Source organism: Odoribacter laneus YIT 12061 (genome assembly GCF_000243215.1).
GTDB lineage: Bacteria > Bacteroidota > Bacteroidia > Bacteroidales > Marinifilaceae > Culturomica > Culturomica lanea.
The window spans coordinates 25,828-45,225 of record NZ_JH594597.1 but is presented as its reverse complement, the minus strand read 5'-3'; the positions used below and the strand labels follow the sequence as shown (position 1 = coordinate 45,225).

General features: G+C 38.9%; 18 protein-coding genes. 14 read left to right on the top strand and 4 right to left on the bottom strand.

The genetic code is table 11. From position 1 onward, the window contains the following. The first annotated feature begins 159 nt into the window (after nucleotides 1–159). Nucleotides 160–1,305, top strand: coding sequence for a Kelch repeat-containing protein (locus HMPREF9449_RS12500; protein ID WP_147640191.1), 1,146 nt, complete (start codon nucleotides 160–162; stop codon nucleotides 1,303–1,305). Between the two features lie 395 nt (nucleotides 1,306–1,700). Here the strand turns inward: HMPREF9449_RS12500 and HMPREF9449_RS12495 are convergent, their stop codons facing one another. Beyond that, nucleotides 1,701–3,356 (bottom strand): hypothetical protein, encoded by a 1,656-nt coding sequence (locus tag HMPREF9449_RS12495; protein ID WP_009137626.1) that lies wholly within the window; start codon nucleotides 3,354–3,356, stop codon nucleotides 1,701–1,703. A gap of 156 nt (nucleotides 3,357–3,512) precedes the next feature. Between HMPREF9449_RS12495 and HMPREF9449_RS12490 the strand changes: the two genes are divergently transcribed. After that, complete coding sequence (locus HMPREF9449_RS12490; protein WP_009136301.1) at nucleotides 3,513–4,493, top strand: IS30-like element IS4351 family transposase; 981 nt, start codon at nucleotides 3,513–3,515, stop codon at nucleotides 4,491–4,493. Nucleotides 4,494–4,865: 372 nt separating this feature from the next. After that, nucleotides 4,866–6,839 (top strand): tetratricopeptide repeat protein, encoded by a 1,974-nt coding sequence (locus HMPREF9449_RS12485; RefSeq protein ID WP_009137625.1) that lies wholly within the window; start codon nucleotides 4,866–4,868, stop codon nucleotides 6,837–6,839. Between the two features lie 7 nt (nucleotides 6,840–6,846). On the opposite strand, the gene HMPREF9449_RS12480 is transcribed toward HMPREF9449_RS12485, so the two are convergent. After that, on the bottom strand, nucleotides 6,847–7,269 hold the full coding sequence (locus tag HMPREF9449_RS12480) for a helix-turn-helix domain-containing protein (protein WP_009137624.1): 423 nt from the start codon (nucleotides 7,267–7,269) through the stop codon (nucleotides 6,847–6,849). A gap of 226 nt (nucleotides 7,270–7,495) precedes the next feature. On the opposite strand from HMPREF9449_RS12480, the gene HMPREF9449_RS12475 reads away from it, so the two are divergent. From HMPREF9449_RS12475 to HMPREF9449_RS12465, 3 genes are read left to right on the top strand one after another with little or no spacing between them, the layout of a single operon-like run. Beyond that, entirely contained in the window at nucleotides 7,496–8,311 is an 816-nt protein-coding gene (locus HMPREF9449_RS12475; protein ID WP_009137623.1) for a metallophosphoesterase family protein, read from the top strand. Continuing rightward, nucleotides 8,292–8,948: an SPFH domain-containing protein gene (locus HMPREF9449_RS12470; protein ID WP_009137622.1), complete on the top strand. Its 657-nt coding sequence runs from the start codon at nucleotides 8,292–8,294 to the stop codon at nucleotides 8,946–8,948. Before HMPREF9449_RS12475 ends, HMPREF9449_RS12470 begins: the two co-directional genes overlap by 20 nt. Before the next feature lie 57 nt (nucleotides 8,949–9,005). Next, nucleotides 9,006–9,203: a hypothetical protein gene (locus HMPREF9449_RS12465; RefSeq protein WP_009137621.1), complete on the top strand. Its 198-nt coding sequence runs from the start codon at nucleotides 9,006–9,008 to the stop codon at nucleotides 9,201–9,203. A gap of 202 nt (nucleotides 9,204–9,405) precedes the next feature. On the opposite strand, the gene HMPREF9449_RS12460 is transcribed toward HMPREF9449_RS12465, so the two are convergent. Further along, on the bottom strand, nucleotides 9,406–10,593 hold the full coding sequence (locus HMPREF9449_RS12460) for a 6-phosphofructokinase (RefSeq protein ID WP_009137620.1): 1,188 nt from the start codon (nucleotides 10,591–10,593) through the stop codon (nucleotides 9,406–9,408). A 164-nt stretch (nucleotides 10,594–10,757) separates the two neighbouring features. On the opposite strand from HMPREF9449_RS12460, the gene HMPREF9449_RS12455 reads away from it, so the two are divergent. From HMPREF9449_RS12455 to HMPREF9449_RS12425, 7 genes are all read left to right on the top strand, one after another. Then, nucleotides 10,758–11,888 carry a glycosyltransferase gene (locus tag HMPREF9449_RS12455; RefSeq protein WP_009137619.1) on the top strand — a complete coding sequence of 377 codons (1,131 nt, stop codon included), beginning with the start codon at nucleotides 10,758–10,760 and terminating at the stop codon, nucleotides 11,886–11,888. Then, nucleotides 11,879–12,499 carry an RNA polymerase sigma factor gene (locus HMPREF9449_RS12450; RefSeq protein WP_009137618.1) on the top strand — a complete coding sequence of 207 codons (621 nt, stop codon included), beginning with the start codon at nucleotides 11,879–11,881 and terminating at the stop codon, nucleotides 12,497–12,499. The genes HMPREF9449_RS12455 and HMPREF9449_RS12450 overlap by 10 nt, the downstream gene beginning before the upstream one ends. Next, nucleotides 12,486–13,151 carry a carboxypeptidase-like regulatory domain-containing protein gene (locus HMPREF9449_RS12445; RefSeq protein ID WP_009137617.1) on the top strand — a complete coding sequence of 222 codons (666 nt, stop codon included), beginning with the start codon at nucleotides 12,486–12,488 and terminating at the stop codon, nucleotides 13,149–13,151. The genes HMPREF9449_RS12450 and HMPREF9449_RS12445 overlap by 14 nt, the downstream gene beginning before the upstream one ends. A 391-nt stretch (nucleotides 13,152–13,542) precedes the next feature. Then, nucleotides 13,543–14,151: an OmpH family outer membrane protein gene (locus tag HMPREF9449_RS12440; RefSeq protein ID WP_009137616.1), complete on the top strand. Its 609-nt coding sequence runs from the start codon at nucleotides 13,543–13,545 to the stop codon at nucleotides 14,149–14,151. A 27-nt stretch (nucleotides 14,152–14,178) separates the two neighbouring features. Continuing rightward, entirely contained in the window at nucleotides 14,179–15,408 is a 1,230-nt protein-coding gene (locus tag HMPREF9449_RS15975; RefSeq protein ID WP_009137615.1) for a glycosyltransferase family 2 protein, read from the top strand. Between the two features lie 47 nt (nucleotides 15,409–15,455). Beyond that, nucleotides 15,456–15,839 (top strand): SRPBCC domain-containing protein, encoded by a 384-nt coding sequence (locus HMPREF9449_RS12430; protein WP_050810445.1) that lies wholly within the window; start codon nucleotides 15,456–15,458, stop codon nucleotides 15,837–15,839. A gap of 10 nt (nucleotides 15,840–15,849) precedes the next feature. Beyond that, nucleotides 15,850–17,085, top strand: a complete 1,236-nt coding sequence (locus tag HMPREF9449_RS12425; RefSeq protein ID WP_009137613.1) for a Gfo/Idh/MocA family protein — start codon at nucleotides 15,850–15,852, stop codon at nucleotides 17,083–17,085. A 3-nt stretch (nucleotides 17,086–17,088) separates the two neighbouring features. Here HMPREF9449_RS12425 and HMPREF9449_RS12420 read toward each other — a convergent pair whose 3' ends face one another. Then, nucleotides 17,089–17,301, bottom strand: a complete 213-nt coding sequence (locus tag HMPREF9449_RS12420) for an RNA-binding S4 domain-containing protein (protein ID WP_009137612.1) — start codon at nucleotides 17,299–17,301, stop codon at nucleotides 17,089–17,091. Between the two features lie 259 nt (nucleotides 17,302–17,560). Between HMPREF9449_RS12420 and HMPREF9449_RS12415 the strand changes: the two genes are divergently transcribed. Next, nucleotides 17,561–18,940 carry an OmpP1/FadL family transporter gene (locus HMPREF9449_RS12415; protein WP_009137611.1) on the top strand — a complete coding sequence of 460 codons (1,380 nt, stop codon included), beginning with the start codon at nucleotides 17,561–17,563 and terminating at the stop codon, nucleotides 18,938–18,940. The last annotated feature ends 458 nt before the right edge of the window (nucleotides 18,941–19,398 follow it).

Sequence of the window (19,398 nt, the reverse complement as noted above, 5' to 3'; positions counted from 1 at the left end):
AAACGTAATTTAATAGATTTTTTATTGGATTTGTATATAAATTGTGTAGTTTTGCCCATGTTTTACATAAGAAATAACTGAAAGTGAAGGGGTCTGGAAAGCCAGAACGAAAAAGGGTAAAATAATATTATAAAATAAATAATGAAATAGCAAATGTTTATGAAAACGGTAAGAAATCTATGTTTTTTGGTTGTTCTGATGCTATTGGTGGGTGCTTGTCATTCCAATGACGAGAAGAGAGGTAACTGGAGAAAAGAACAAGCTTTTGGTGGAGCAGGGCGGATCGGTGCAGTTAGTTTTAAGATTGGTAATGCAGTATATATAGGTACTGGTGTAAATACTAATCAAGTTGAATTAAAGGATTTTTGGGCTTTTAATGAAACACTCAACTGGGAAGAAGTCGATACACTTCCGGCAGGAGCGAAGGCCCGTTACGGAGCAGTCGCTTTTTCTGACGGAAAATACGGGTATGTAGGCTTAGGGTATGCTGCTAATAATAATCGTTACGGTACCGAACAACCGGAATATTTTTCCGATTTTTATAGATTTGATCCTAGCGCTGGACGAGGATCTCAATGGACTAAATTAGGTGATTTCCCGGGTGAACAACGTCGTTATGCAACCGGTTTTTATGTTCCCAGTCCGAATGGTTCTACAGGAAAAGGGTATGTTTGTTTCGGAAGTAATAATGAGGGACGTAATCCTAAAGGATCTTTTAAAGATTGGTGGGAATACGATACACAAACAGATACCTGGAAGCAAATTGGCGTATATGGGGATAAGAGAGAAGGCGCTTGCGTAGCAGTGGTAGGGAGTACGGCCTATATATTTACAGGTGTAGATGATGCCGGTACCTATCCGACAGATTTTATTAAATTTACGCCGTTTGCTGGCGCGACTTCTGATACCTGGTGGAGCCTGTTGGATCCTTTAAAAGATCTGGACGGCCGGAGTTATGACAATGATTACGGAATGCTTCCCCGCGCTTACGCTGTTTCTTTTGTGACAGGGGCTGATTCAGAAGCAACTACACGTATCCACTTGGCTACAGGTTCCCGCCTGAGTTTGTTAAGTGACTGTTGGGAGTTTAATCCTTATGATCATGCCGAAGGAAGATGGAATGAGGTTTCTAATTTCCCGGGCGGACAGTTGAGACAAGCCGGTGTTGGTTTTACTCAAAATGGATTTGGTTGGGTTACTTTGGGAGGTGCTAATAGCAGCCCAAGTATGAACTTGTCGATGAGAACCTCTACATATTCATTTGAACCTGGAGTTGAAAACTGGGATCAGGATGATGAATGGTAAATAATAAAACGCTTTAAATCAGGGAATATTTGACTGACTGGAAGGTTGGACCTGACGCAAGCCTGAAGATAAATGGAGTTCTGTAAAGGACTCCATTTTTGTATAAATAGAAACTCGAAAGACGGTAGATTTAAATAGATTTACCTTGGTGATCGGTTTCCTGCCGATTGGCTGAACTTTGTTCATTCCGGTTAAAATTTTAATCTTGAAATGAAACCATACCTTTCATCCCAATCGAAGATTCGCTTATCAACATGCTAAGGGTACCCGTTAACGAGCTGCTCGTCTGAAGGGAAACGCCTGATTTGATTCTAGAAAGTGAGTTGCAACATTTTGCAGCGATAAAAAAAAACTGCCGGACCTCCGGCAGTTTTTTAAGGATTTAGTAAAAATGTTTATTTCTTTTTGAATTCAGCTTTTAATTGCTCTTTTATAGAAACAGCAGAAGTACTGTGTTGTTGGTATTTGGGTACATTTAAATGTGTTTGCATATCGCGGCTAAAGCGATAAGATCCGTTTGTGAGAGCTGTAAATTTACTCCATGTTGTAGAAAGGGAAGCTCCTGCTGCAAAAGTAAGTGGTCCGTTATAACTACATTTGAAATGAGAGCCTTCGTCGCTGACAAACTGCATCGTAATTTGATAATTTCCTCCGTTTTGGGTGACCGTGATGCTTCCGGAAGCGAAATCAATACTGGAGACTGTACCGGCGGCATCCCAGGAATTCGCCCAGGTGTATTGTTGGCTGCATGTTCCCGTGGCAAAGGTATTGTTCGGGTCTAACGTATAAGTTCCTGTCGGGAAGATCGGAAGGTTCGGGTCGGTAGATTCGCTACCATAACAGTCAATCACCACCCAGTTGCCTGCACCTCCGTCAGCGGGGTAAAAACGATTATCTGCGTCAATGGCCATTTCGCAGTCCCCGAATTCTACATAATAATTACCCGGCCAATATAAAACTTTTAATGCCCTGTCTAATACGATATTGTCGCCACTAGCTTCTTTTCCTGTACGGAATTCTTTATTTACTTGCACTTGATCGCCGTTTGCATCTATTCCGATGAGGTACATGACATAATCTGTATCCGGAGAAAGTTTTGTCCATACAAAGTCGTCTATACCTTCATCACAACGATCGCCGCTGTTCAGAATATAAGCCCGGAAGGCATCGGCTCCTTTTTCTGCGATAAATTGGTCTGCTACTTCTTTTTTGAATAATACCTGATAAAAATAGATAATGCCTTGTTCGGGAGTACATACAATGCGGGCTGTGGTAGGTTTTATTTCGAATACTTCGATGGTAATGTTGTAAGGAGCTGTGCCAGGAGTTTCCGTTGTAAATTCGATCGTCGAAGTTTTGCCGGTTACATTTCCCTCAGCATCGGTTTCTACCGCTAAAATGACTTGAGGAATACCTGCCAGAACTTCCACGATAGCATTATTATCGGGATCTATTTCCCCGTCTTTCAGCGTATAGGTTTTTTCTCCTGTACCATGATATCCAAAATTCACCAGAATATCTTGCTTCATAGCTTCGATTTCCGTTTCATCCGTTAAGTCTTCCAGGAAAAAATCGAGTAAATCTTTTTCGACGCCTAAATGGAGCACCGGCGTATTAGCTGCTGTCGTTTTGATATGGTAAGAATAATAGTTTTTGCCTTTCTCCAGTAGCGTGATGAGTTGGGTGTAGTCTCCCGTCTGTAATTCGAGTGAAGCAACTTCACTTTTTAGTTCCCCGCTTTTGGAGGCCGCATATACCTGGTATTTGGTATTCCTTTCCAGATCTTTAACTGTGACTTTTGCATTTTCAGTAGCTGCATAATTGGTCCCTTCTGAAAAAATCTGATCGAGACTAGGGGCTGTTGCTTCTTTTTTTACGAGGAGATAAGCCATTTCGTCTGCATGCTTCGGTAGCATAGTAAAAGATACCGTTGTTTCTGTCGTTTCTCCTGCCTCTAAGGTAAGAGAAGGAGGATAAATTTCATTCTTGTTGTCGTCATCGCTACAGCCTGTCGTACCGAAGGCAAAAATAGAAATAACTCTTGAGTTCAACTTATAAATGCAACTTTTTGGGTGCGGATAATAAGCAATAAAAACATTTATTTTTCAGAGAGGAAAGAGAGACAATGTCCCCCTTTCTCTCACTCTGAATGGATAAAGTTTGCTATCTTTGCTTTAATTGTCCGTCCAAAGAAAAAAAAGTTGCAGATGAGCAAACATATAACCGAGGAACAAAGGTATGCAATTTCTATGATGTTGCAAATACCGATGAGCAAAAAAGCAATAGCGGAAGCTATCGGAGTAGATAAAAGCACTGTTTACAGGGAGATAAAGCGCAATTGCGACGCCCGAAGTGGTAGCTATAGCATGGAGCTTGCCCAGCGAAAAGCAGACAGGCGCAAGCAGCAAAAACATCGCAAGGAAGTGCTTACACCGGCAATGAGAAAACGGATAATAAAGCTGTTGAAGAAAGGATTCAGCCCGGAGCAGATTGTCGGCAGGAGCCGCTTGGAGGGAATTGCGATGGTATCTCACGAAACGATATATCGCTGGATTTGGGAGGATAAGCGGCGGGGTGGCAAACTGCACAAATATCTTCGCAGACAAGGTCGCAGGTATGCCAAACGTGGTTCTAAAAATGCAGGGCGAGGATTTATCCCAGGCAGGGTGGATATTGATGAGCGTCCCGAGATAGTGGAACTGAAGGAGAGATTTGGTGATTTAGAGATAGATACAATTATTGGTAAGAACCACAAAGGTGCCATTCTTACCATTAACGACAGAGCAACAAGCAGGGTCTGGATACGCAAGTTGTCGGGAAAAGAAGCCATCCCGGTAGCTAAGATTGCAGTATGGGCACTGCGGAAAGTGAAAAACTTAATACACACAATTACGGCTGACAATGGAAAGGAGTTTGCAAAGCACGAGGAAATTGCGCAAAAATTGGAAATAAAATTCTATTTTTGCAAACCATACCACTCATGGGAACGTGGTGCCAATGAAAACACCAACGGGCTTATCAGGCAGTATATCCCAAAGGGTAAGGACTTTAGTGAAGTAACCAACAAACAGATTAAGTGGATTGAAAATAAACTCAATAATCGACCTCGTAAAAGACTTGGATACCTCACGCCAAACGAAATATTTAAACAAATTATTAATCAGAATTCTGTTGCATTTGCAAGTTGAATTCAGCACTAACAAGTTTACCCAATAAAGAAAACTTGATTTCATAACGTTTTATTTTATAAGTTATAGGTTATTAGCAAATATAAACATAAATAATTAATATGCAAATATTGTAAACAATTAAAGTGTATAAAGCGAAAATGAATTGTCAACCGAAATATGTTGGAATGATCTTTTGAAAGAGGTAAAATAGAATCCATAACACTGAACAGGATCTTTAAAAAGGAGAATCTGTTTAAAACAGATACAAGTAGAATATTTCCTATTAAATTTAAAATATTAGAGCAAAAAAAATGAAAAAAGGAAATCCGGCTTTTCAGAATCATCTCTTTTTATCTATATTTACTGCTTTAAAACAGGTTAGGACATTACATGAAAAATATATTGTGTAAAGGGTTTTGGGGAGGTCTGCTATTGCTGCTTACATTGAGTGCGTCAGCACAATGGAATACCTATAATATGTTGCAGATGGGAAAAAATGCCATCTATTTTGACGATTATGTAAGTGCGATCGACAATTTTAATAATATTATCCGGATAAAACCTTATCTTTCAGAACCCTATTTTTTTCGGGGATTGGCAAAGATGAATCTGGACGATTACGAAGGTGCGATAGCGGATTATACGCAGGCGATTGATTTGAATCCCAATTATTTTTATGCTTATATGTATCGGGGGATTGCTTATCACAATCTGAGAAAATTTAAAGAAGCTATGCGGGATTATAACGAAGCGATAACTTTGGATCCCAGTGATGCTTATGTATATGCAAACCGGGGAATCACCAAGGCGGAAACCGGAGATTATAAAGGAGCGGAAAAAGATTATTCCAAATCTTTAATGATAGATAATAAATTGCTGGCGGCTTATTTGAACCGGGCCATTATGCGAGAAAAACTAGATGATCCTGAAGGGGCGATGGCTGATTGCAATGCAGCTATAAAATTGAATATGTTTTCGGATGATGCTTTTGGTCTCAGGGGCTATCTCTGGTATAAGCAGAAAGATTACCACAATGCGATAGAGGATTATAACCGGGCTTTGAAAGCAAATCCTAAAAATAAAAAAATATTGATGAGCCGGGCTATCGTCTGGTATGAAATGAAAAAGTTTCCGGATGCTTTGAAAGATTATGGGGAAATAATAAAAATAGACAGTACTTATATTTATGCTTACTATAATCGGGCGATGTTGAGAGCTGAAGTCGGAGATTACAATAATGCTATTTCCGATTTGGATAAAGTTGTCGAGACGAATCCGGATAATATCCTGATTTACTTTAACCGGGGATTATTGAAGATGGAAATCAAAGACTATGCCGGGGCTTATGAGGATTTTTCGGAAAGTATTCGTTTATACCCCGATTTTGTAAAAGCTTATTTAGCCCGTGCTGCGGTGAATAATGCCCTTCAGCATTATGCGGCTGCCGATGAGGACCATGGGAGGGCATTGGCAGTTATGGACCGTTACCGAAAAATGAAAGAAGGGGATAGGAATGCTTTAGTGGATACAACGGAAAATTTCCAGCGCTTAATAGACTTTAATGCCCGGGAAGACAAAATGCGGGATGTTATCAATGGCAGGGTACAGGATAAAAATGTAATCGTTTCTTTACGGGATATTTTCTGTGTGCAGTATCTGAGTCTGGATTCGCTGAGAAATGGTAAAGTCCAGTATTATAATACGCATATCATGAATTATAATCAACAGCATAATTATCAGCCTTCTTTATCCTTATCCAATAGAAAATACAGGTACCCGGCCTCTTTCATAGAGGAGAATATTCAACAATTAAGCTCGAAGATTACACAGCAGCCTACTGCAGATGATTATCTGTTGCGGGGAATTTTCTATATGAATAGCCGGGAGTATCCGAAAGCAATTGAGGATTTTATGGCTGTCAACGAACTGGAACCAAACCATATACTGGCTTTATTTAACCAAGCCAATGCCCGGATGCAAATGTTGGATTATATAGAATCGATAGAGGATAATACGGTTGAAGTTATAGGGGAAGAAAAACAGGTGAAGCGTATTATAGATTATTCTCAGGTATTGGAGGGGTATAGAAAGTGCCTGGAAATCGATCCCGCTTTTATATTCGCTTTGTACAATATCGGCAATGTGTATGTGAAGAGTGAAAAAATAGACCAGGCAATAGAGGCTTATTCCGAAGTGATCCGGCAGGATAAAGAATTTGCTGAAGCTTATTTTAACAGAGGACTGTTGTATATCTATACCGGAAGGAAGGCAGAGGCGAATGCTGATTTGAGTAAAGCAGGAGAATTAGGGATTATTGATGCCTATAATATTATAAAAAGGTATTGTAAAGAAGGGAACGATTAGGGAAGGACTAATCGTTTCTCTTTTTTTCTTTTTTTTCATATTGATAAAGTCGTTCCTCCAGCTTTCCGGATTCTTTGTATTGCTCTTTTAATTCCTGTTCCTTTTTCTCCAGCAGGTTTTTAAGCATTTCAATTTCTTTGTCTTTGTCTATGCAATCTTCACAAAAGCCATATTCGTTCCGGTTGATTTGTCTCAATTGCTTTTGGTCGATCAACATATTTCCGGCACCCCGCAACAACCAATTGGCATTTAATTCAGGAAATTGCCGGATGATGGCTAATACATGTTTATCCGGGATAGGGTCGTGACAATTTATCCAATTGCTGACTTGCTGGCGTGTTTTTAACCCCAATTTGATTCTCAATTTTTCCTGAGAAATATCCTTTTCGAATAAAAATTTCTCTAGCCTTTTATTAATAGACATATCCATAGATATCTGTTTTCCTTTACATGTAAATATAATAAACGATAAAATTTATAAAATCGTTTACTTTTTCTGATATTATTTCTTAATAATATAGAATAATTAGAGAAACTATGCAAATCTTTCGTACATCTTTACATGTATGCCCGATAAAGAACGAACTTAAAAGTTAAAAAAATACGAAAGAGGCATACATTTTGTTAGAAAGAGAGAAAAATTAAAACACAATGAAATGAAGGGAAAATTTTGTATTGGCATGATTTGTTCGGCTTTGATTTTGTGCAGTTGTGAACAGGTATTTGAATATCATCCTTATGAATTGAGACTGGATGAAAAATATAAACACATCAATGAAAAGAACATAGAGCGCTTGCGAATTTCAGATCGGAATAGGGATACCGTTCGTTTTATCGCGATGGGAGATACACAACGTTGGTATGATGAGACGGAAGATTTCGTAAATGCTGTAAATAGACGGGATGATATCGATTTTGTGATACATGGGGGAGATATTTCTGATTTCGGATTGAAAAAGGAATATTGCTGGATTCACGATATCATGAGTCGATTGAAAGTGCCTTATATGGCTGTGATTGGGAATCATGATAATTTAGGTTCGGGAAGAGAAGTATATGAAGCTATGTACGGGGCTTTGAACTTTGCTTTTGTATATGGAGGTATAAAATTTGTCTGCCTGAATACCAATGCTTTGGATTACGATTATTCTATTCCTGTACCGGATTTTGAGTTTATTCAGGAACAAATTGCTGATACTTTAGAGCAGCCGATTCATTCCTCTATAGCCGTTATGCATACGCAGCCGGGGAATGTGATTTTTAACAATAATGTCAAAGTTCCTTTCCAGGAATATTTGAAAAAATTGAAAAATCTGCGTTTTTGTGTACATGCACATGAGCATCATGTGATGGTAAATGATTTCTTTGAAGATGGAATTATTTATTATGGTTCAGATGCAATGAAGAATCGAAACTATTTGTTGTTTACAGTAACGAAAGAGAATTATTCTTATGAGGTGGTCTATTTTTAGATATGTATTGATTTTTATTTGTTTGGAAGGGGGAGGAAATGCAGCTTTCGCTCAGTCTCTTAATAAAGGAAAAATTAGCAAGCATGAGAAATTGCAGGAAAAGTATCAATCGAGATGGAATAGATTAGTACCCCGGTATAACAAATTTCAGTTTGCCGGAGGCATGGGACTTTTTTCTTTAGGTGTGGGGTGGGATTATGGAAAGAAAAAACAATGGGAAACTGATATTTTTTTGGGCTATTTACCGAAATTCGACGGAAAGGAACATCATATTACAATTACGTTAAAGGAGAATTATATTCCCTGGAAACTTCGTATTAAAAACAGTCGTTGGGTAGGGGAACCTTTTACGGTAAGTCTCTATATCAATAAAATCTTTGGAGAGGAATTCTGGACCAGGGATCCGGACAAGTATCCGGACAAATATTATAATGTCGCGACAAATTTGCGTTTCAATATTGCTTTCGGACAACGGCTTAGATTTGATTTGAAACCGAAGTTATTGACGGATCATATCACTCTTTTTTATGAGGTGGGGACAAACGATTTGTATATCATCAGCTATTTTACCAACAAGTATTTACACCTAACGGATATTTTTAGTTTGTCGTTAGGAATAAAATTCCAGTTTTTATAAACTTCAATTTCCCTGTTTCGTATAAAATGACGAACTTATACTTAAAATACGGGAAAAATGAAAACAAATTGGAAAACAAAATTCGGATATATTGTCTTGATTCTATTGTTTATTTCAGTAGTTTCTTGCCGGAACTCTGCTAAAAAGCAGGCTGCCCGGATGAATCAGCCTCAAGATTCCGCTGTGATTGTAGAACAGGAAACGGTTATTATAGCAGTAGATAGTATCTCACCTGATTCCATGCCTAATAGATAGGAATAGCTTGATTGTTGCTCGTGAACGGATGTTCGTTCGTGCCGAACGACAATAATCTAATCCATCGCTGATGAAGAATTCCCTGTCCTTCTACAATAGGATAAGGAACTACCGTTTTTTCACCAGCGATGGATCGATCTGTTTTTGTGGATAATAAATATCCGTTTCCCTCTTTTTAGGAGGACCTTACGGTCCCTCCTTTTTAAAGTATCATCTGAGGCATAAATTCGAAACTGTTGTATTTCGGACGAAGCCGGTCTGTGTTATAGAATTTTTCCACATCCACTAATTTCTTCGTACTGGTTACAATTTCGATAGGAGCGTTGTCATAACGTCCGTTACGCAGAATGACAAGACGTCCGTGCATCCCTTTGGAGATCAGATCCAGCGCCAGGTTACCGTATGCCATAGGTACAATAGAGTCCATTGCATCCGGATTCCCGCATCTCACCAGATAACCCAGTTTTTGGTTGATTACATTAATGCTTTCTCCATGATTGAATTTAGGGGAAAGTTCTTTCAGCTGATTGGCAATATGATCTCCTATTCCTCCTAATTTTTTATGTCCGAACATATCGGTTTCCTCGCTTTGAAACATCATATCCCCTCCGTTATAGGTAGCTCCTTCGGAAATGAGAACAACGGAATATTTACTGGGATTGGTATACCTGTCCTGGCAAAGGAGCTCACAGAGCCGATCGATGTTAAATTGATATTCCGGGATCACACAGCGGTTGGCGGCTCCTGCTAAAGTAGGAAGCATAGCAGAGAATCCGGCATAGCGTCCGAATACTTCCAGAACCAGCAAGCGTTCGTGTGAACCGGCACAAGTCCGCAGACTATGGGTCAATTCTATCGTTCGGGTGATACAAGTACTGAAACCGATACAATAATCTGTTCCCGGTACGTCATTGTCCATCGTTTTGGGAATAGCAATGACCTTTACTCCTTCTTTACTCAATCTTACGCCATAACTCAGCGTGTCGTCCCCTCCGATCGGAACAAGATAATCAATACCCATAAATTCTAGATTCTGAAGTACTTCAGAGGTCAGGTCATTGACTTTATCCGTATACTTGTCTTTCAGATGCTGGGGGACGGATTCCTGTGGGACATGGGATGCCCGCGTACGGGAAGTATGCAGAAAAGTTCCTCCGGTACGCCCTGCTCTGTTGACAATTTCTTCCGTTAATTCAAAGAAGTTTCCGGAATTATCTGCTTTTTTATCCCGTACGATATCGATCAGGCCCCGCCAACCCCGACGGATGCCAATAACTTTATATCCTTCTCTGAGAGCTCTGATAGTTACTGCACGAATGGCCGGGTTAAGTCCCGGCACATCTCCTCCTCCGGTTAAAATACCGATGATTCCTTTTGATTTTTGGCTCATAATACAATAAAATTTATGTGTTAGTTACAGCTTTAAATTTCACAAAATATATCCGGAATTGCAAAAAAAATCCTAGATAAGTACGTATATTTGTCTGATTTTTTCCAAAAAAATGGAAAATAGTGAAATAAAGAAAGTTAACGGTATAAAGGTAAAAGTTTATAATGAATAATTTTATAGAGTTTTGGGAAAATCTGGGTGAAAATAAGTATCTTTTTTTGTTTGCAGGGGTGTTCTTTCTTTATCATTTGGTGAGTGTGCTGTACAAAAGCCTGCTTATTTGCTCAAAGGAAAAAAAGATTCCGCAAGAAGAAAAAGAAGGAGTATCTGTCATTATTACCTCCAATAACAGGGCTGAAGAATTGAGAAAAAATTTGCCTTATTTTTTGAGTCAGGAAGATACTAATTTTGAAGTTATTGTGGTGGATGAATGTTCCGAAGACGAGACGCAGGAGGTTTTAACAGAAATGCAAAAAAAATATTCCCAGTTGAGAACGACCCGTATTTTCCCGGAAACAAAGTTCCGAAGTACAAAAAAATTAGCGATCAATATCGGAATTTTAGCTGCCCGTTACGACGTTTTGCTTTTTTCTGAAATAAACTGTTGTCCGGCTTCTTCTCATTGGGTAAGTGCAATGCGTACTTATTTCACTCCCGATACTGCGGTCGTACTGGGATATGCTAATTATACAGCTCCTAATGGAAAAGTTAAAATCCGGCGTATGTTTCGGTTTTTGCGGTATTTGAAAATGTTTTTATTGGTAAAAAGAAGATGTTTTGTTTTGGGGGATGGGCATAATATGGGATACCGGAAAAAATATTATTTGGCGAAAAAAGGTTTTTCTAAAAACTCCCAAAGTTATACCGGTTATGATAATGAGATGGTGGCCTGTCTTTCTGCCTTAGGAAAAGTCAAGGTCGCTAAGCAAGAGGAAACTTATGTGAATTTAAAGGATAGCGAAAAGAAAACCTGGAAAGAAGATTATACGTATTATTATCAAAACAAACTAAAATGGCCGATTAAAGCTTTAATTAGATACGATTTTGATACATTTATTGAGTTTTTGTTTTATATTTTTTGTTTTATTTTGATATTTAAACATGTATTATATATTTACATTATTGCGTGTATTTTATTAACATTTTTATTAGATTTTATAACAATAAATATCTGTTTGAGGCATTTAAAGCAAAGGAAATTATTCTTAATTTCGTTCATTGTTAGTTCTATAGGTTTTTTATACAGATGGTACTATAATGTACATTCAATTTTTACGAAGAAAAAATGGAGATAACGAATAATTTATCGGAGAAGGCGCTTTATGATTATAAGATAGTTAAAAATGCCATCGCCGGGGATGAAAAAGCATATGCAGAACTTTTTAAGAGGTATAAGGATTCTGTATACTTTATGATTCTGAAGATGGTAAACAATCGGACAGATGCTGAAGACTTGATGTTTGAAGCATTTGAAAAAGCATTTTCCAGTTTAAATTATTATTCTCCTCAGTTTGCTTTTAGCACATGGTTATTTAAAATTGCTTCGAATAATACGATCGATTTTATCCGCAAACGTAAAACGTTGACTGTATCTTTGGATAAGGATGATATTAATCCTGATGACCGGGGATATATTAATAGTATTCCGGCAGATATCCGTACGCCGGATGAAGAAGCGATTCGTTCTCAGCGGGCTGATTTTATGCGGGAGAAAGTTTCCATGTTGAAAGGTCGTTATCGCCGTTTGATTGAATTGCGTTATTTTGATGAATTTTCATACGAAGAGATTGCTGATGAGCTGGCTATCCCGTTAGGAACAGTAAAAGCCCAGTTGTTCCGGGCCAGGGAATTATTGTTAAATATCCTGCAACATACCGAGATCGCAAAGGAAAATGAAAAAAATTAGTTTGTTGTTGTTTTTAGGGTGTTGGATGTACAATTGGGGCCTGGCACAATCGTTGTTAGAGGAGGAAGTACGGTTTTCAGGTGTAGTGATTCATTCAGCGACCACCCGTCCGATTGCAAATGTGAATTGCCGGGATGGGGAACGGGTGACGACAACGGACGGAATGGGACGTTTTGCTTTAAATACATCGAAAGGAGATACCATCTATTTTACTCATATTGGTTTTAAGTCTTACGAAATTGTCGTACCCGATACCCTTGCAGGTGGCGAATATATGGTGGCTGTTTTTTTATCTTCCGATACGATTAATTTGCCTGAAGTCGTTGTGAGAAGGCGCTATGGGGAACAAGCCCGCCAATATCGGATGAATGCTAAAAATAATATGGCCGGTATTGAACGGGATGCTTTTTCAAATGCTCTGGAAATGACTCCGGAACAAAATCAAAAGAGAGTTTTGGATGACTTTGCTGCCAGTACGAATAAGGGACATGTCGAAGTCAAGTTAGGTGTCGGTTTGGAAAGTTGGAGAGCCTATGAACAATTGAAGAGAGCCCGTAAATTTCAAGACGCTCCTGAACCTTTGATGGTGGAAGAAATTGACTTGCTCAAAATGATTTTTACTGTAAATCGACGGGAAAAAAATATAAAATAGAAAACATCCGTAAAGCCAGGTGGAAAGATAAAATGCCAACTTTTAAAATAAACGTGTGCGTAAACCGGCAGCAAAGAGGGTGTGATTTTTAAAGAAATTTAATTTGTCTTAATAATTGTTGTCTGGCTGTTTGAAAAAAGTAAAATAGCCTGTTAAAGAAGATTTTTTATATAGAAAAAAAGGAAAAAGGTGGAGATTGAAAAAAGATAAGATTATCTTTGTCCAACAAATCTGTGGGATGAATTTGAAGTTTGAAAAAGAAGGAAGACCTGGAAAAGGGAAAATCGTAATTTGAGGTTCTCTTATCGTTTGTTCTTTTTAGCGCTTTGGATTTTTAATGGAAAAAATACAGATTTGCAAGTGCGATTATTATTAACAAAGTTGTAATATTATGAAGAATTATTCTATTGTATTGAATGTGATATTATTGATTGCCGTAGCAGTGCTTTATGTTTTGCATTTTACAGGAAACCGGGAGAATACGTCGGTAAAACCCAGAGTAGATGGAAACGAAACTGTGAATGGAACAAAAATAGTATATGTAAATACAGATACATTATTGAGTAATTATTTGCTTTCTGTCGAATTGAACGAAGCTTTTTTAAAAAAGCAGGAAGAAAGACGGACGGAATTAAATATGAAAGCGAAACAACTGGATCAGCAAGCGAATGAATTCCAACGTAAATTAGAGAATAATGGTTTTATCAGCCGGGAAAGAGCAGAAGCTGCCAGACAGGAAATTTTAGATAAAAACCAGCGCTTACAAATGTTACAGCAGGAAATGACGGAAAAAATGCTCAAAGAGCAAGGGGACTTGAATAAGCGTTTGTTTGAATCGATTACGTCTTTTCTTACAGAATATAATAAAGAAAAAGGATATGACATTGTGTTGAGTACGGTTTTAGCCGGGAATGTACTTTATGCCGAACCGGGTTTTGATATTACCGGAGATGTCGTGAAACGGCTCAACGAAAAATATAATCAGAAAAAGGCTGAGTAATCAGCCTTTTTTTCTTAACGGTATTTTATGAAAATTTTTGACCGTTATTTTGAAAAGAATCCTTTGAAATTTTTTCCGGATTTCCCGGATAGACTTGCCTTGATTATTGTCATTCCTGTTTTTGATGATCCCGATATTTTCCGGACTTTGAATTCTTTGCTGAATTGTCGGGTGGACGATAAGGTCGGAATTATTCTCGTTGTAAATCATGCGGAGCACTGTGAAGAAGAATTGAAAAAGAGGAATAGCCGGCTTTATGAAGAGTTGAAAGATTTTTTTAAGAATTCTCCTGTAAGAGGGATATATGGAAATGTTTTTCCGGCTTTTGATTTGCCTTCTAAACAGGCAGGTGTTGGGATGGCCAGAAAGATTGGTATGGATGCTGCTGCCTGGTATTTCTGGCAGATAGGAAATGAAAAGGGAGGGATCGCTTCTTTGGATGCAGATACTTTGGTCGATGTGGATTATTGCCGGGAGCTCATTGCTTGTTTTGCTAAAACAAATTATGCCGGAATAACGATTGCCTACGAACATGTTTTTCCGGATGCGGCGGAAGAGCGGACAGGTATTATGAAGTATGAGTTATATCTTCGTTATTACCGGTTGGCTTTGCTCTATATAGGACATCCTTATGCTTATTCTTGTTTGGGGTCTGCTTTTGCTGTCAGGGCAGAAGATTATGTCGCCCAGGGGGGAATGAATAAAAAGCAGGCGGGGGAAGATTTTTATTTTATTCAAAAGTTGATTGCTACAGGGAGGTTTGCCCATTTAAATCGGGTGAAAGTATATCCTGCCGGAAGAATTTCGGAACGCACTCCTTTTGGTACCGGTCAGGTCGTTTTGCAAATTGTAAAACAGGGGGGGATTTATGATACCTATCATGTCGGGGCCTTCGAAGTTTTAAAGCCTTTTTTCCGGGATATTCCTCTGTTGTATAAGGCAGATGCTGCTCAGATAAAGAAATATAGGGAACGACAGGAAATTTGTCTGCAACATTTTCTGGAAGCCAATGATTTTGTGGGGATGGTTGTGGAATTGAATGCGAATTGTGCTGCTCCGAAATTATTTTTGAAACGTTTTTTTGATAAATTCAATGCTTTTCGGGTATTGAAATATTTGAATTACGTACATCCTTTCTATTTTCAGAAACAAGCTGTAGAAATAGCTGCAGGCGGTTTACTGGAAAAGATGACAGCCGAACCTATATCCCGGGATCTGCCGGATTTACTTACTGCCTATAGGAAACGGGATATTTGAAAATTCCAAATACAATGTATCTTTGTAGAAGTTATTAAAGAGGAATGATGGACTTTAAATATGAAATAAAAATCATGGCGGATCCCGAAGAGGTTTTTGCGGCCTTGACAAATCCTTTTCAGATTGAGCTGTGGAGTGGATATGCTGCAGATATGAAGGCCGAAGTAGGCTATGTTTTTTCGCTGTGGGAGGGGGATATTGCAGGTGTCAACCTGGAAATTGTACCGGACCGGCTTTTGGTGCAGGAATGGTTTTTTGGAGAAAACGCCGAACCTTCTATTGTTCGCCTGGAATTAAAAAAGGATGGAAATCGGGGGACTGTTGTGCGGCTTCTCCATACGCATATTCCGGCAGAGGTTTTTGAAGAAATTACAGAGGGGTGGAAGGAATATTATCTGGGGTCGGTGAAAAATATGTTAGAGGTATACTAATTTTTACGGAATGAACGGAAAGCAGATGCGGAAGATAAAGGTAGCGGCTATTGGTGCAGGAAACCGGCTGAATGCTTATGCTGAATATGCCCGTTTGTATCCGAAAGAATTGGAAATTGTAGCGGTTGTAGAACCGAATGAAGTTCGCCGGAAGTATTGTGCGGATTATTTTCAGATTCCTGCTGAACGTTGTTTTACCTCCTGGCCCCAATTCTTTGAATTTCCCCGTTTGGCTGACGCAATATTTCTATGTACTCCGGATCATTTGCATTATCAGCCGGCTATGGCAGCCTTGGAAAAAGGATATCATATATTATTGGAAAAACCGATAGCCCAAACGTGGCAGGAATGTATGGATATTGCCCGGAAAGCAAAGGAATGCGGATGTATTGTCGGAATTTGTCATGTCTTGAGGTATCATCCTTATTTCCGGAAATTCCGTCAGATTGTAGAAAGTGGAGAGTTGGGGGAAATAATTAGTATCAATCATGTAGAGGAGGTGGGAATCGAAAGGATGACTCATGCTTTTGTGCGAGGGTTGTGGAGAAGAGAGGACGAGACAAATCCGATGATTCTTTCTAAGGCTTGTCATGATTTGGATCTTATGGTCTGGCTGAGCGGACGTCACTGCCTGGAAGTAAGTTCTTACGGATCTTTAAAATGGTTTAAAGAAAAAAATGCACCTGAGGGTAGTACTTTGCGTTGTACGGACGGTTGTTTGGTAGAACGGGAATGTCCCTATTCCGCTTTACGGTTGTATTATCGTCAGAAACGTTGGTTGCGCCATTTTGACATACCGGAGGGAAAGGACCCGGATAGTGTTATTTGGCAGGAATTGAAGACAGGGCCTTATGGAAGATGTGTATATCGTTGTGATAATGATGTCGTGGATCATCAGGTCGTATCGATGTTGCTGGAAGACGAAGTGACGGTAAATTTTTCGATGGATGCTTTTACAAAAGAAGGGGGACGAAAGACACACATCATGTTTACGCAGGGGGAGGCTTTTGGAGACGAAAAACAACTGACGGTCCGTTATTTTCTGCCCGATAAAGCTGATAAAGTATTTGATTTTTCAGCTAGTTTCGGGGAATGTAATTTTCACGGAGGGGCGGATTTGTATATTGTAGCGGATTTTCTGCAAGCCATCCGCGGACAAAAAGTCTCAGGCTTATTGACTTCGATTGAAACTTCTTTGGAAAGTCACAGGATCGCTTTTGAAATAGAGAAAAAACGTGTAAAATAAATGTTATTCCGCTAGGATCTGAATGGTTTCACCCAGGACTTCAATAATTTCTCCTTTTCTGATTTTTGCCCGCTTTCGTTGTTCTATTTGTCCGTTTCGCTTTACTTCTCCGTTTTCTACCAGTATTTTAGCCATCCCTCCGCTTTCTGCTATCCGTGTAATTTTCAATAAGCGGATTAATTCAATATAGTCTTCTGTAAGCGTAAATTTTATCATCGGAGTATCTTATTTGTTTAAAAGGTTACAAAAATAGTATAAACCCTTTTTATAAAGGGCATTTTATGGGGGAAATTTATGGATATTTTTAGGGGAAAAAGGGAGAAGGGACTAACATACCGTAAAGTAGAAACAAGCCGGAGATAAAATGTTAATTTTGCAGCCTTTAAATGAAAAAGAAAAAGGGGGAATGCAAAGTGGAATAAGAACTTTTTTCCCGCTTTTCCGTTTTGAAAAAAGATAACGAAAACAGATTTGAATGAGAAAGTTAGTAATTGGGGCAATAGCCTGTATTTTAGGAATTCCTGTATTCGCGGAAGGATATCAGGTAAATGTATTGAGTGCCAAACAGACCGGAATGGGACATGTCGGTACAGCTATGAAATTGGGTGCGGAAAGTATGCATTTTAACCCGGCAGGGCTTGTTTGGCTGGATAATCATATGGATATTTCTATCGGTATTTCTGCTGTTTCTTCCCAGGCAAAATACAGTCATGAAGGCTATTCCGCTAAAACGGATAATCCTTTGAGCACACCTTTATATGCCTATGTCGGGTATAAAATATACGATAACTTTGCCGCAGGGATCAGTCTGACCACTCCTTACGGGAATTCTTTAAAGTGGCCCAAAAATTGGGCTGGGGTTAATGTAATCCAGGATATTAAACTACGGTCGTATGTATTGCAACCTACTCTTTCCTATAAAATTACGGATAAGTTGAGTGTTGGCGTCGGATTAATGCTGGCTATCGGAAATGTCAATCTTTCCCGTGCTTTAATGAGTACCGCCGATTTTCAGATGATCGGCACTATTATCGAAGGATTGCCTTTACCGGAAGAACAAAAAAAATATTTCGTGGAAACCATACGGGATAATAAATTCCCTCCGGCTTCGGCAACTTTGAATGGCCATGCTAAAGTCAGGGCCGGCTTTAATATCGGAATTTTGTACGATGTTTCGGATAAAGTCAGTATCGGATTATCGTATCGTTCTAAAATTAAAATGCGGGTAAAAGAAGGAGATGCGACTTTGGATTATGCAAACCGCAACATAGAGGACTTAATGGGTACATTGGGAAAATTAGCTCCTGCTTTTGCCGTACCTAAATACGACCAGGGATCTTTCCGGGCCGAACTGCCTTTACCTTCCAATACGACTTTGGGAGTGAGTTACCGACCGACCGACCGATGGGAGATGTCTTTGGATTTACAATATGTCGGCTGGAATGCATATGATTCCCTGAATGTGTATTTCAACGAAGAAGAATTGGGCATTAATCCGATTAAAGCCAATAAAGATTATAAAAATACCATTATTGCTCGTATCGGCGCTCAGTATAAAGCTACTGATCGCTTGGATGTGCGGGCTGGTTTATATTTTGACCAAAGTCCTATCCGGAAAAATAATTATAATCCGGAGACTCCGGGGATGAATAAAATCGGTATGTCTGCCGGTTTGTCTTTCGAACCTTATCAGAACCTGCAATTTGATTTTGCTTTTCTGTATATACAGGGAATTGGACGGGATGGCTCCTATACTTATAATAATATTGTTATTCCTACTCAGATAGATACCTTCAGTGGACATTATAAATCCAATGCATTTACGGTTTCTCTGGGAATTTCTTATAAGTTCTGAAACTGAAAATAATTTCGTTTTCGAACACTAAGAGAATGAGCGGGCGAATGAGGAAAAATAATAGAGTGGGATAAAAATAAAAGGGGGGATATCCTTGGTATCATTCTTCAAACCTGTATCGGGCTAAGTTTCCTATAAGCAGTGTTGTTTACGGGAATACGGCGACGAACAGAGAATGATGCTTCTACGCTAAGGCCCCCCTGATATTTTATTCTGTGACGATTCACAGAATTTGGTTATCCTCTCAAAGTATTATACCGATTCTGATACCCGTAGGTTTGCTATTTCAGGAACTTTAATGTTTATGCTCGTATCTTAGGAATAACTTGCCGGGAGGAAATAAATCCGAATGAAAAAGGATGAAATTGAATAATATTCATTAATTTTCATCGGTCAATTCAGAGGTCGTAAGAAGGCGAAAAATGTATTCGACTCGGGAAGAAAACTTAATCTAAAAG